We start from the raw sequence: 13,037 nt of genomic DNA, 5'->3' as shown, positions 1-13,037 counted from the left end.
AACAATGAAGATTTTTAAGAATTTTATCGGTCTCGCTGCCCTGACACTCTGCCTCGGTTTCGCTTCTTGCAGCAGTGACGACGATGCACCTTCTTATAGTGGGGGGGCAATTGATAATTCACCTCTCAAAGCCCTTCTCGCAAGTAAAGGATATACATTCGACGAGAATGGCAAGTTGCTCCTTGATGACAAAGCAAACAGCACCACTTCACTCGACCTTTCAGGCACACAGGTTGATACCGCAGCCCTGAAAGAACTTTCCGTTTTTCCTAATTTGAAGGAGTTGAACCTTAGCAACAATGGCTATGGTCCAGTTTTCCATATCGCTTCACTTCCTTCACAGATTACAGGTCTTGACTTGCAAGGCAATGACATCTATGACTTCGATGGCTTGGTAACAGCCAAGGTTGAGAATGACGATGTGAAAGCTACTATCCTCCATGAGTTTACCAAACTTTATCTCCCTGCTTCTTGCAAGTATAATGTAGAGGATTTGATGCCTTTCTATACCCAGAATGAGGCAGAGAATAAGACTATTGATATGCAGATGGTAAATGATAAGGGCTCTTTGGAGAAGTACAACACTTTGAGAGAGATTCCTGATACTTACTTTGCTGCTTATTTGAAGAATTTGTTTGCAAGCATCTTTGTGGATGATACACATATTGATATTAGCAAGCCATTGAGTATTCTGGAAAAAGGAACAAACATAAATCTTTGGGCACCCCTTCAATATGAAGATATTGATAAAATTCAAAGTATTAGAGGTGTTGAATACTTTGTAAACAATCCTTTTTATGAAGACTTCTTTGTTTCTATTGGTTATGGAAAAACAAACTTTGATGTTAAAGGCTTGATGCCAAGAAATAACATTTCTCAGTTAAGTCTTATAAATACAGGCATAGATTATTTGGATTTATCCCAATCTACAAAAATGTCAAATTTGCAACTTTCAAATAACGACTTAGAAACGTTGGATTTGTCCAACACACTGATTGCGAACCAAAAACTCGATAATTTCACAACTGTAGGAAACATATTCGTATGTTATAGTTGTAAAAATCTTAAAGAGATAAAGTTTCATAAAGATGGTGATGGTATTGTTTCAAAATTACAACTTTGTGATTTGCCAAGCTTGAAAAGAGTGGATTTAAGTAGTATCCATGCTTTTGCTTCACTTTACGTATTTTTGGATAATGCAGAAGATGTTATTTATCCAAATTTTGAGAAGATATATCGAAATGGAAAGTTGGTAGATTTTTCATCAGGTAGAACTGCAATATTTGGTATTTCAGAAAATGTTTATAACTTGAACTCTACCAAAGAATTTATACAAAAGTATTCGAGTAATCTTAGAAACAGTTCACCAACTGGTTTCAAAGGCTATAAATGGTAATAATTAATTAATTTTTAAAATTTCATTAACATGAAGAAAATTCTTTTTCTGATATTGGCTTTTATCACTTTCTTTTATTCTTCGTGTTCTTCTGACCAGGAAATAACTCAAGGTGATGCTGATGAAGAATTAGTAGAAAGTTCAAAAAGTTTCCTTAATGGTGAAATAGTTCTTAGTACAAAAGCTACATTAAGTGGCGTTGACAAGACTCTTTTACCTGAGGGATGCCCTACAAAATTTAATTTTAAATGGAGCGATAAGGATTCTCAGAAATTTACAATCTCTTTATTAGATTTTACAGTAGGTAATATGGGAATGATTATCAACTACAAATGTGAAGTAACTTGTATGGTGCTAAACTCTTGGGAACAAAAAGAGTATAAAGGAGATGGTTGGATAAAATTTAAGGGAGAGAATGGTTCTTGCTGGGGAACAGAACAAGATGGTTCCTCCTTTGATGGAGATGGAACAAATGGCTCTGTTGTGAAAGGTAGCTTTATTCAAGGCTATTACAATGCCAAGACTCATGAAATACAGTTCATCGTTAACTACAACATGATGAATGTACGTTCAGAATGTTTCCTCCAAACAATAGACAAGTCACGTCTCGCAACATTTGATGCCGACAAGGCAAAGTACGAGGAAGACTTGAAAGCGTATAAAAAGGAGCACGGAATCAAATAAAAGACTGTAGCTTATATATAAAAGGAAAGAGGGATATGCCCAGACATGTCTCTCTTTCTTTTTGCAAGTAAAAAATGAAGGGAAGAGAAACAAGCCATAGCGAGGCTGAAATCGTGTAAGGATTTGGAAAAAATAGAATAGCAATATAAATGAAGACAATTAGAAATGTAATGCTCATCGGCTTACTGCTGATACTCGCCCTCCCTGTCGCTGCACAGCGAAAGGTGAAGTTCGGTATCTTCGACAAAGCCACCGAGCAACCAGTCATCGGCGCAGTCATCACTTACGCCGACAATGATAAATTGAAGTCGCCACAACGTACCGTCACCAATATGGACGGTGAGGCTACCATCTCGGTGCCTCAGGGTGGCAAGTGTTATTACCAGGTGGTATCCGTGGGCTATAACCCTCTGAAGGGAACCATCGGAAGCGTCAGCTCCCTCAAGCTCTTCATGACAGAAGACGTGATGAAGGTGAACGAGGTGGTGGTTACAGGTTCCCGTACCGCGCGACCAATCAAGCTGTCGCCAGTGAGCACGCAGGTGATCGGCGGTAAGGAACTGGTAGATGCAGGCTATGCCGACCTGACCAAGGCCCTGCAACAGGAGACACCGGGTATGAACATCCAGAAGGTGGGTTTCGGCAACGAAATCTCCATGCAGGGCTTGGATGCCCGCCACGTGCTCTTCCTGCAGGATGGCGAGCGATTGACGGGCGACATGGCGGGTAACCTCGACTATGAGCGTTTCAACCTCCATGCCATCGACCGCATCGAAATCGTGAAGGGTGCCAGCAGTACCCTCTACGGAAGCCGTGCATCGGGTGCCGTCATCAACCTTATCACCAAGAAGACCACCAAACCTATCGATATTCAGGCTGGTGTACGCTGGGGACAGATGAACGAGACCAACTACAAGAATCCTGAGAAAAAGGACTTCCTGTATATGTTTGAGAAGAACGCCGACCGCCCCAACCTGCAGAGCTGGGTATCGGCAGGATTCAATGCAGGCAAGGTAACTTCGCAGACGGATGTGTGGTATTCTTCGAGCGATGCCTTCTACATGTATCAGGCGGAGAACGACAAGAAGGTCTATACCCAAGAGGCGAACCCTTGGCTCGACCACGACGTGACCATTACCAGCGTGGCTTCCCGTCCGCCAATGGGCATCGAGGGCACAGAGCATATCTCGGTATCGCAGAAGGTATTCTACGACCCTTTCAAGAACCTGGAGATTCTTGCCTACGGTAGTGCGTTCTATATGAATACCTACGACCTCATTCAGGATATGACTTTCAGTCAGGCGCGTGACTGGACGGCTGGAACCAAGATAAAGTACTCCTTCAAGGATTGGTTCAAGATTACCGCCTCCCTGCATGGCGACTTCTACGACCGCTTCAAGCGCCACGAGCGTATCGACGAGCGTACCAAGGTGTATAAGAGCCGTATCTTCCAGCCTCGCCTCTCCATCACCTCGCAGAAGTTCGAGGGCCACGACCTCATCCTCGGTATCGAGCACCTGAGCGATGACCTGACGAGCGACCGATTCAACGGTGATGCCTCCCACATCATGCGCACCCGTTCGCTGAAGGAAACGGAGGCTTTCCTGCAGGACGAGTGGACGATGAACGACCACTGGATGGTTTCGGCAGGTGTGAGAACCAACTTCAGCCGTGCCTTCGGACTGATGGCGATGCCTAAGATTGCCTTCAAGTGGAGTCCATCGGATCACTGGGCGTGGAGAGCCAACTATTCGATGGGCTACCGTTCGCCAAGCATCAAGGAGCTGTTCTTCAACTGGGACCACCTCGGCATGTTCATGATCAAGGGTAACGAGGACCTGAAGCCTGAGAAGAATAACTACGTGAGTCTGGGCACAGAGTACTCGAACGATAACTTCTTCATCTCGGGCAATGTGTATGGCAACTTCTTCCGCAAGAAGATAGAGGGCGTATGGCGCATCTACGACATGCAGTATAACTTTGAATATACCAACCTCGCCAAGCAGAACCTCATCGGACTGGAGACCATCATGCGCTGGCACTTCCTCAACCACTTCACGATGAATGCCACCTACAGCTACGTGAACGTGAGCAAGACAGATGGCATCCAGGTGAACACCACTTCGCCACATGCTGCTACGGCAAGTCTTGATTATAAGTACAACAAGAAGAACTACCGTCTGGGCGCTACCTTCTCGGCAAGCTACATGGGTGAGAAGAAGTTTGATGTGCAGGACCGACTCTCTGTAAACGGTGAAAGCCACGATGCCTACTTCCGCTGCCAGTTGCCTCAGTATGTATTGTGCAACCTGTCGGTGATTCAGACCTTCTATAATAAGGTGAAGGTAACCGTGGGTGTGGATAACATCTTTAATTACGTGCCAAAGACCCTGGGTTCGGGCATCACCATGTTTAACGTGCCAGCAACGGCAGGAGCCAAGGCGCATGTGCAGGTGGAAGTGTTGGTAGATGAATTGGTAAAAGCATTCCGAAAGAAGTGAAGAGTGAAGAACGAAGAGTGAAGAATTCAATAGCTTTTCTTAATGATAATGATTATGAATATACTAAATAAGAAAAAAAATATTCTGCTTTGTGGAACGGTTCTGAGTCTGCTGTCTCTTTCGAGCTGCGTATCTTATGAGGCTGAGGACTTTACAGGTCATACCTTGCCCCGAAAAACAGGTTATAGCACGGGTGTTACCAACGACTGGCTCTATTTTGACCTGAAGACGGGACATCGCTATAATGTGCTGAATCCTAACCAGAGTGTCATCGCCTTTATTGATGGAAAACCAATAGAGGAGTATTTCCATTATAAAGGTACAGCCAAACTCGTAAAGTATTGGAGCGAGGGCGTACAGAAGAACATCTTCGAGGATGCAGAGCGTGATGCAAACGGCGATACCATCTTTACCAAGAATCAAGCCACTGGCAAGTTAACCTATAAGACGGTGAAGAGACAAGCCAACAGCATCTTAGTGATGGAAAACCAGGAGGATGATCCAAAGACCATGGCTTATCCTGCCACGGAATGGGACCTTGCCTTTAATGGTTACCAGCTGCGAACCAACAGTGGAACAAGCGGCATAGGCAAGGGTGGAGCTGCCGACCTGGGCTATGGCGAATATGACAAGTGGACGAGCAAGGCGCAGGTGGATGCTTATCTGGCAGAACACAACATGACTTTCGCCGTGGATGATTCAGCAAGCGTCTATGTCACCATGTCGCGGGAAGACTGGAACAAGTATTGCATCGCCAACAAACTGGATATGAACAAGAACCCTTGGTTCGACCCGAACAACGGACCAGCCAAGCAGTTGGTAAGCGGCAATCCGGTGCTCGAAAAAGCAATGAACTTCTCTGGTCCACCTCCAGTATATACTCCTTCTTTCCATACCTACGTAATCCGTTCGTGGGATGGCGAGAGATATTACAAGCTCCAGATCATCTCCTGGTATGATGCCAATGTGCAGATTGGTGATGAAGGAGGAAGAATCAGTTATTACTTAGATGAATTAAAATAAATGTTGAATGTTGAGTGTTGAATGTTGAGTTAGGCATACGCCCTCATATACTCAGTATATTCAACATTCAACACTCAACATTAAACATTAAAAATTGAAAAATATGAAACAATTGAATTGGTGGAAATCCATCGCTTCGTTCCTCGTGGTACTCTTTACCATGCCGTTGGGACATGCGCTGATGATGATAATGGATAAGACGATGACTCCTGAAGCTGTGCATTACTCAGCCTTCTTCATGGGGTTGGCAGGTCTTATCATGGTAGTAATCGGTGTCTTCGTAAAGGGAGATACCAAACAGACTCTTTGGGGACTTTTCGGAGGCCTGCTCTTCTGGACCGGTTGGATAGAATTCCTGTTCCAGTACTATGCTACCCGCTGGGGTACACAGCCGGAGATGGAGAATGGCGAAGTTGTGACTCGCCCTGAATACCTCATCCTCCCTGCCACCTTCGGCATGTGGATGATGGTGATGGTGCTCTACATCTTCTCAACCAAAAACGGATGTAACTTCATCAACTGGTGGCAGCGTGTTCTCTTCCGTTCCAGCAAGAATAAGATTGCCGCCCGTCCGATGACACATCATACCAGTATCGTCACCTTCATGGAACTGAACATGATTCTCTGGACCAGCTATCTCCTGTTGATGTTCTGCTACGACAAGAATTTCCTCGGCGACCATCATCCTGTAACTTCGGTTGTTGCCGCAGCTTGTCTGATAGGTAGTTTCTTCATCTTCCGAAAGCAGTTGCGTTTGAGCACATGGGGAGCCAATATCCGTATGGCAATTGCCACGGTCATTGTGTTCTGGGTACCTGTGGAAGTGCTTGGTCGCCTTGACTTTTTCAAGGAGATTTGGATTGAGCCGGAGAAGTATATCACCCAGATGATCTGCATCCTCGTGGCATTCGTGGCATTGCTCGTCTATATCATGTTTGCAACTCACAAGAAGAAAAGCCATGAGTAACAAGAAACTATATTGGTGGAAATCCATCGTGTCGATGGGCGTGATATTGGGAAGCATGCCCATGGTTCACTTGGTGGCACGAGTATTGAAGGACAACTACGACGGCACGCAACTGTTGGGTGCTGGCATGGCTGTGGGATTCGTGGGCTTGGTGATGGTGGTGGTCGGTGTTTTCGTCAAGGGACAGACTCGCCAAACCTTGCTCGGACTTATCGGTGGCATGTTCTACTGGACGGGTTGGGTGGATTTCCTCTTCATGTATTATGCCCATCGTTGGGGCACACATGCTGAGATTGACCCAGTGACAGGAGAAGTGTTGAGCCGCCCTGAATATCTTCTGCTCCCTGCCACCTTTGGCTTGTGGGCAATGGTGATGTTGCTCTACATCTTCTGTTCCCGAAATGCCTGCAACTTCCTCAACTGGTGGCAGACGCTCTTCTTGGGGAAGAACAAGCGACTCATCGCCGCTCGCCCGATGACACGCCACACCAGCATTGTTACCTTCATGGAAATCAACACAATGCTCTGGACTTGCTATCTCCTGCTGATGAACCTCTACGATCCTCAATTGTTTGGTCGTGAGAGTCCAGTCACCTTCGGTGTAGCCTTCGGTGCCTTGCTTTCCGCCCCATACGTATTTCGCAAGCAACTCCACTTGCCATCGTGGGGAGCAAACATCAGAATGGGTACGGCAACGGTCATCGTGTTCTGGATAGCGGTAGAGGCATTTAATCGCACGGGCATCATCGGGAAGTTCATTGCACATCCGGGCGAATATCCTTGGCATTGGGTGGTAATGGTGATAGAACTTTGTTTCTTGGCAGGAAAGATTGTCAAGGATGCAAGGGCGAAGAAAGAAACAAGATAGATAATCAAATAAGGGCTTCCTACTTCAAGGATTTATTACAACTACTTGGATTGGCTTTGTTGCCATACGTAGATGGTTTAACAAAATCCAGTAAGCGTTCCTTGATACACAAAGCATTGAGAATCAGCGCAATAAAATCCGTTGATGCACAAAGTTGCCTTTCCGCATTGTTACCTGCTTTGCATAGGTAACTGTGGCTCACGATTTAGTAACTGAACTACTTCAATATTCCTCACTCGCTTGCTTTATGCCGATTTGGCAACTTTGTGCAAATCTACTCATTCCCAACTGTTTACGTTCCAACCTCTCTTATTCTCCTTTGGCTGCTTTAGAGCTTTATGTTAACAAAACTAACTCATAGAGTTAACATCCAAAAGTCATAGAGTTACGGGGAGAAAAGCACAGAGTTGCGAGAAGAAAGCTATAGAGAGAAAAGCTGAAAAAGCCTGATTTTGACTCCAAAACCACAGAAAAAAACAACACGGACAAATTGAATTTGTCCGGCTCTTTTGTCCGTCGGTTTATAATATCCTAAATATCAACTACTTAGAACCAACCGGACAATTTGTCCGGACAAATTCAATTTGTCCGTGTTTTAAAAATGAGCTATAATCTGCTCTTTTCTGCATTACCAGCACCCGTACCCTTATACTTGCTCTTGGTGGCATTGAAGTTATAAGTTACATTGACCAAGAACATACGGGTATTATCTATACCGGTTCTGGTGAAGTGCGCATACGAATTATTATATTTCCAACTCTCGTTCTGACCATGAAGCAAATCCTCTGCTTCCAGTCTCACAACCAGTCGGTTATTCAGGAACGACTTGGAAATAGACGCATCCAGGGAATTCCATGCATAGTTGACACCCAATTCGCTATAATTACGCGACTGGTAAGCGTATTCCAATCGAGCCTTCCAATGATGAGGCAATACCCAGGTATTCTCCAAATCCAGATAGAGAGAAGGACGGTTGGCATTATAGTCGCTGACGTATTTGCTGGTATCAAAGAACTGATTGACCAGACCTACCGTATAGTCAAGATGCCATAAGCCTATCACCGGAGTAGCCTCAAGATAGAACTTCAGGTTCTGAATCTTATCTACATTCTCGTAATATGACAGGGCTATATCCTTATTGCCCTGGAATGGCTTCATCATATATACCGAAGCATTCTTGTTGTAAATATATTCAGCAGAGAAACTCAGCCAGGAATATTGCGCATCCCATTCCAGATGATAGGCATCCTTTGGTCGCAAGCTAGGATTACCGCTTTCATAGGAATGACGACTCGTATATCGGGTATAACCGGAAAGACGGAAGTAACTTGGTCGATAGGTCTTCGCCGTGAAACTCAACGAAGAATGCCACTTGCCCTTGTCATATCCCAAGGATACATTAGGAAATACATTATCATACTTTCTGCTCATATCCGGGTTGAGCACTCCCTCGGCATAATAGTCTGATTTTACATGCTCATATCTCACACCGGCATTCAGGGAATAATCTCCCAACGACCATGCAGCCTCAGCAAAAGCGGCTATGTTCTGTTCCTTGATTCTGGAATCATTGGATGCAGCCACACCACCCTCGTTCTGGTTGTTGGTATGACTATCAGAATTTGTGTATTCCGAACCAAAGTCTATGTTCAACTGGTCGGTCAAAGGATAAGAAACAACCATTTTACCGGCAAGCAACTTTCCTTTGGTATGGCTATCTGAACATACAATCTGGTCGCCCAACTCAGAACTGGTTTCGGTGGCTTTCTGTATCTGGTCTTTAGTCCGCCACATAGCAGATGCATTCAGGTCTATACTCCACTTGCCTATCTTACCATCATAATAAAAGTCAGCCTGATGAAAAGGAGTCTGCTTGGAATCTGACTCATCGTTGAGATAATTTACATCTCCCTGGTGAACTCCATCCTGAAAGATGGAATAGTTCTGCCTAACAGTAAAATACTTGGTATAGCCAGAACCAAACTTATATTTCAGACCGATGGTATGATTTTCGTTGAATTCATAATTGAAACCCAGATTGGCATCAGGTCCATAATTTCTAGCATCTATGCGCCCTGCAGATTTTTGATATATCTGATGCTGATTTCCATTGATATATTCATCCAATCCCAACTTATCATAAGAATAGTAATCTGACCACATCAATCCACCGAATACATCCAGTCCACCCACACGGTAATTGAGATTAGCCTGCTCTTGCCAGGCATTCTTCATGGCAAAACCATATTTTGCCTGGAAATTACCACTCCATCCATAACCTTGCTTCTTGACCGTAGTAATACGAATCACCGAATTAACCTGGGCATCATACTGCGCACCAGGAGTCGTGATAACCGTCACGTTCTTCACATCCTTGGAAGATATGGTTTGCAATTCATTTTTGTCGGTCAGCTTTCTGCCATTGACATAAATCTCCGGTGTGCCTTTTCCAAACACCGAACAGTTTCCATCCTTATCCACACGCACTCTTGGAACCTGCTTCAACAAGTCGGCAACCATACCCGCATCACTCAGTATTGTACCCTGCACCTGGGTCTGGAATCCCTCGCGAGTCAGTTTTGTCTTGGGGCGAACCGCCTTTACTATCACCTTCTGCAGGTTCATCGTTGCCTCCTTCAGAGTAATTGAACCAATCTTACCTGTATTATATGTATTGCTTGTCGTAATATAGCCCACGCAACTTACTCTTACTATCACCTTTCTGGCTCCACAGGGAATCACAAACTGGCCATTCTCATTCGTCACACCGCCATTAATCAATGAAGAGTCACGAACATTCAGCAGGGCTACATTGGCGAAATCTACAGGGCGATGATGCGTATCCACAATGCGACCTATCATCTTGGTGGGAGTTTTCTGCGTACACTCCACAAAGATGTTTTCGCCATCTATCGTCATCTTCATCGGATAGAAGCCCATGATCTGGCGGATGGCATCCGGAGCGGTTCGCTTCACGATACTCGTGGTAACCGTGAAATCTTCCAGTTCATCATACATAAAGTTGATACGATAATCCTTGGTGCTCTTGGCAAGGATGGTGAGTGCTTCTGACATAGAAGTGTTGCGGAAGCTGCGGGTGATGCGTTGGGCATAGATGGTCTGAAGAGAAAGGCTCATCAAACCTGCCAGCAGTATGATATATCTTAATCTTTTCATCTTATTCCACGATTAAAGTTTGACCTTCATGACGAATATTCACTTTCTCAAAATGATTCATCAGTTCGATGATATCATCCAGACTCATGTTCTTCTCCAGTTGCAGGAAGAGACGGATGTGGCGAGCCGACTCGTTCTGATAAGTTACCTGGAGATGGAAATGCCCGGCAATAGGAGTCAGGATATTCTGAAGCTCAGCGTTTTCGTAAACCAATGGGAGCTGGGCAAGACTTGCAGAATCTGTCTTTTCTTCTATGTTGGATTTCTGAGGAGCAGAAACCTGCTGGATAGAATCCTTTCGGGATGCCACGAGTTCGGTATTGTTCTTATCAGATGGCTGATGGGAACGGGTTACCAGATGAATGGCAGCAAAGGTGATGCCGGAGACGACAAGGACGGCAGCAACGGCAGCCACCTTTCTCATCGGGCTCCAGAGAGGAAACGATTTGGCGGTTTGCTGGGTTTCTGCATTCTGACTCATCTCTTCTTTCTGCTGCTTTTCTTCTTTCTGCTGCTTTTCTTCTTTCTGCTGCTTTTCTTCTTTCAGCTTCATCTCATCTTGCAGCTTCTCCCATTCTGCATCAATCGAAGGCATCTTCATCCCTTCCTTCGACTTGGCGAAATCCAGAGACTGTCGGGTCTCTACCACCTGCTGATAGAGTTCGTTCACTTCTTCATCGCCCAGAAGTTCATCCTTTTGGGTTTCGGAATACTTTTCGGGATGCTCCAGGAAATCGAGGAGCATATCCCATTTCTGAGAATCCATCTTCTGAGGATCTATGTCAGATAGTTCATGTTTCATTTTCTTTTCCTTTCTTCATTTTAGGGTTCCATTGTAAGGACGTCTTCAGACAATAGAATCATGGTTATACTATTTACCTTTCAACTTTTCTCTGAGCGTTCGCAAACCTTTCACGATATGCTTGTTCACTGCCGAGACGCTGATGCCCAGCTCCTCCGCCGTATCCTTATACGACATTCCTTCCCGATAGCACAATCGGATGACGGAAGCAGTCTGGTCGGTCAGGTCGTGGTCGATGCAATCCACGGCAGCCTGCCATCGCTCTTCCAGACGAGAAGGTTCTTCCCCCGTCAATTTCTCTTCCGAGAGAGGGAGAAGCCGTTTCAGTCTTTCATCTCTCTTCTTTCTGGCTATGAGATTGATGCAGGCATTCTTCACGCTCCGCATCAAGTAAGCCCGGTCTGGAACCAGCTGTTTATCCCACAATCTGGAGAACACGTCACTCACAACATCCCTCGCCTCCTCATTATCATGGAGCAAGGCAAAGGCGAAGCGATACATCTGCTCGTAATGGTCGTGGAACAGCCGTTCCATCCGCTGTTCATTTTCTTCTGTCATCACGTCATTTTCTTCTTGTTTCTACTCTTATATACAAGCTTTCCTGAAATCAATTACCCCTAAAATGAAGAAATCTTCTACTTTCTTTGGAAAAACAATGCAAAGATAATCCTAATTTCATTATAAGACTAATAAATAATAGTTAAAAAACATATCTTCTCTTCATTTTTAAGTTAATTTATAAACAACTTAAAGAAGATTGTATTATCTTTGCAACGAAATAACTTAAAAGTTAAGCTTATGGAACAGAAGTACAACATAGAGCTTATAGAAGAGTATGAAGATATAAACTTCTATAGTATTCATCTTGAAGGAGAAGAACTCTCTGAATTTGAAAATTTCTTTGAGAAATTTCCAGAAGGATGTTCTTACGATGAAGAAATAGATGTCGTCATTTCATGGTTGGACAAAATCTCCGAACGAGGAGCTTTGGAACGTTATTTCCGTCCGGAAGGCCACTATGGAGATGGTGTTGGAGTTATCCCAATAGATATTGGTAACAAGATTCGACTCTACTGTATCAGATTATCTAACAAAATTCTGATTTTCGGAAACGGAGGAGTCAAAGATGCTAAAAGTTGGCAACAAAGTACAACACTAGCTCCCTATGTAAAACTCTTGATAGATACAAGTCGTTTCATTCAATCGAGAATCAAAGATGGAACAATTGTATTAGTTGACAAAGAAATAATTGGAAATTTAAACTTTACAAGAAATGAGAAGAAGTAAGATTTTAGAAGAACGCCGCAAACATGTTGATCCTGAGATTCGCCGGTCTGTAGATTTGTCTTTCCAAATCGTAGATAGGATACATGACATTCTGGTTTCTAAAGGGATGAAGCAGAAAGACCTAGCCCTTCTACTCGGAAAACGGGAAGCGGAAATAAGCAAGTGGATGCGGGGAACACATAATTTTACAATAGACACTCTTGTATCTATTGAGGATGCTCTCCAAGCTCCGATATTAAATGTCGTCCATCAGGATTTAGAAATATGTGTATAAAATTTTAATCGGTCAAGCAAAGAGCAAAACAATAAGGTTTTGTCTTCGCTTGACCGAT

General features: G+C 44.2%; 11 protein-coding genes. 8 read left to right on the top strand and 3 right to left on the bottom strand.

What is annotated here, in order from left to right:
• Positions 1-4 precede the first annotated feature (4 nt).
• The 6 genes from RCO84_RS04755 to RCO84_RS04730 all read left to right on the top strand — a co-directional run bounded on the left by RCO84_RS04755 (position 5) and on the right by RCO84_RS04730 (position 7,439).
• On the top strand, positions 5-1,396 hold the full coding sequence (locus tag RCO84_RS04755) for a hypothetical protein (protein ID WP_317584129.1): 1,392 nt from the start codon (positions 5-7) through the stop codon (positions 1,394-1,396).
• A gap of 30 nt (positions 1,397-1,426) precedes the next feature.
• The gene (locus RCO84_RS04750) at positions 1,427-2,080 is read left to right on the top strand and encodes a DUF4903 domain-containing protein (protein WP_317584128.1); all 654 of its coding nucleotides are present in this window, start codon (positions 1,427-1,429) and stop codon (positions 2,078-2,080) included.
• 149 nt (positions 2,081-2,229) lie between these two features.
• Positions 2,230-4,581: a TonB-dependent receptor gene (locus RCO84_RS04745; protein WP_317584127.1), complete on the top strand. Its 2,352-nt coding sequence runs from the start codon at positions 2,230-2,232 to the stop codon at positions 4,579-4,581.
• A 54-nt stretch (positions 4,582-4,635) separates the two neighbouring features.
• The gene (locus tag RCO84_RS04740; RefSeq protein ID WP_287868164.1) at positions 4,636-5,604 is read left to right on the top strand and encodes an HmuY family protein; all 969 of its coding nucleotides are present in this window, start codon (positions 4,636-4,638) and stop codon (positions 5,602-5,604) included.
• Between the two features lie 103 nt (positions 5,605-5,707).
• Positions 5,708-6,571: a hypothetical protein gene (locus tag RCO84_RS04735; RefSeq protein ID WP_317584123.1), complete on the top strand. Its 864-nt coding sequence runs from the start codon at positions 5,708-5,710 to the stop codon at positions 6,569-6,571.
• Positions 6,564-7,439, top strand: coding sequence for a hypothetical protein (locus RCO84_RS04730; RefSeq protein WP_317584121.1), 876 nt, complete (start codon positions 6,564-6,566; stop codon positions 7,437-7,439). Before RCO84_RS04735 ends, RCO84_RS04730 begins: the two co-directional genes overlap by 8 nt.
• Before the next feature lie 606 nt (positions 7,440-8,045).
• Here the strand turns inward: RCO84_RS04730 and RCO84_RS04725 are convergent.
• The 3 genes from RCO84_RS04725 to RCO84_RS04715 form a co-directional block, all read right to left on the bottom strand.
• On the bottom strand, positions 8,046-10,616 hold the full coding sequence (locus tag RCO84_RS04725) for an outer membrane beta-barrel family protein (RefSeq protein WP_317584119.1): 2,571 nt from the start codon (positions 10,614-10,616) through the stop codon (positions 8,046-8,048).
• A 1-nt stretch (position 10,617) separates the two neighbouring features.
• Positions 10,618-11,418: a DUF4974 domain-containing protein gene (locus RCO84_RS04720; RefSeq protein WP_317584117.1), complete on the bottom strand. Its 801-nt coding sequence runs from the start codon at positions 11,416-11,418 to the stop codon at positions 10,618-10,620.
• Between the two features lie 69 nt (positions 11,419-11,487).
• Positions 11,488-11,976: an RNA polymerase sigma factor gene (locus RCO84_RS04715; protein WP_233904806.1), complete on the bottom strand. Its 489-nt coding sequence runs from the start codon at positions 11,974-11,976 to the stop codon at positions 11,488-11,490.
• Between the two features lie 240 nt (positions 11,977-12,216).
• Here RCO84_RS04715 and RCO84_RS04710 point away from each other — a divergent pair, with 240 nt between their 5' ends.
• Together RCO84_RS04710 and RCO84_RS04705 are read left to right on the top strand one after the other, a co-directional pair.
• Positions 12,217-12,705, top strand: coding sequence for a hypothetical protein (locus RCO84_RS04710; protein WP_118189975.1), 489 nt, complete (start codon positions 12,217-12,219; stop codon positions 12,703-12,705).
• Positions 12,692-12,979, top strand: a complete 288-nt coding sequence (locus RCO84_RS04705; RefSeq protein WP_118416307.1) for a helix-turn-helix domain-containing protein — start codon at positions 12,692-12,694, stop codon at positions 12,977-12,979. The genes RCO84_RS04710 and RCO84_RS04705 overlap by 14 nt, the downstream gene beginning before the upstream one ends.
• Positions 12,980-13,037: the final 58 nt, after the last annotated feature.

Source organism: Segatella copri, from assembly GCF_949820605.1.
Classification (GTDB): Bacteria; Bacteroidota; Bacteroidia; order Bacteroidales; family Bacteroidaceae; genus Prevotella.
This window is presented reverse-complemented; position numbering and strand designations above follow the sequence as displayed.

Excerpts from the sequence above, each read along its gene's own strand:
- RCO84_RS04755 (WP_317584129.1), top strand. The coding sequence starts at position 5 with ATGAAGATTTTTAAGAATTTTATCGGTCTCGCTGCCCTGACACTCTGC.
- RCO84_RS04750 (WP_317584128.1), top strand. The coding sequence starts at position 1,427 with ATGAAGAAAATTCTTTTTCTGATATTGGCTTTTATCACTTTCTTTTAT.
- RCO84_RS04745 (WP_317584127.1), top strand. The coding sequence starts at position 2,230 with ATGAAGACAATTAGAAATGTAATGCTCATCGGCTTACTGCTGATACTC.
- RCO84_RS04740 (WP_287868164.1), top strand. The coding sequence starts at position 4,636 with ATGAATATACTAAATAAGAAAAAAAATATTCTGCTTTGTGGAACGGTT.
- RCO84_RS04735 (WP_317584123.1), top strand. The coding sequence starts at position 5,708 with ATGAAACAATTGAATTGGTGGAAATCCATCGCTTCGTTCCTCGTGGTA.
- RCO84_RS04730 (WP_317584121.1), top strand. The coding sequence starts at position 6,564 with ATGAGTAACAAGAAACTATATTGGTGGAAATCCATCGTGTCGATGGGC.
- RCO84_RS04725 (WP_317584119.1), bottom strand. The coding sequence starts at position 10,616 with ATGAAAAGATTAAGATATATCATACTGCTGGCAGGTTTGATGAGCCTT.
- RCO84_RS04720 (WP_317584117.1), bottom strand. The coding sequence starts at position 11,418 with ATGAAACATGAACTATCTGACATAGATCCTCAGAAGATGGATTCTCAG.
- RCO84_RS04715 (WP_233904806.1), bottom strand. The coding sequence starts at position 11,976 with ATGACAGAAGAAAATGAACAGCGGATGGAACGGCTGTTCCACGACCAT.
- RCO84_RS04710 (WP_118189975.1), top strand. The coding sequence starts at position 12,217 with ATGGAACAGAAGTACAACATAGAGCTTATAGAAGAGTATGAAGATATA.
- RCO84_RS04705 (WP_118416307.1), top strand. The coding sequence starts at position 12,692 with ATGAGAAGAAGTAAGATTTTAGAAGAACGCCGCAAACATGTTGATCCT.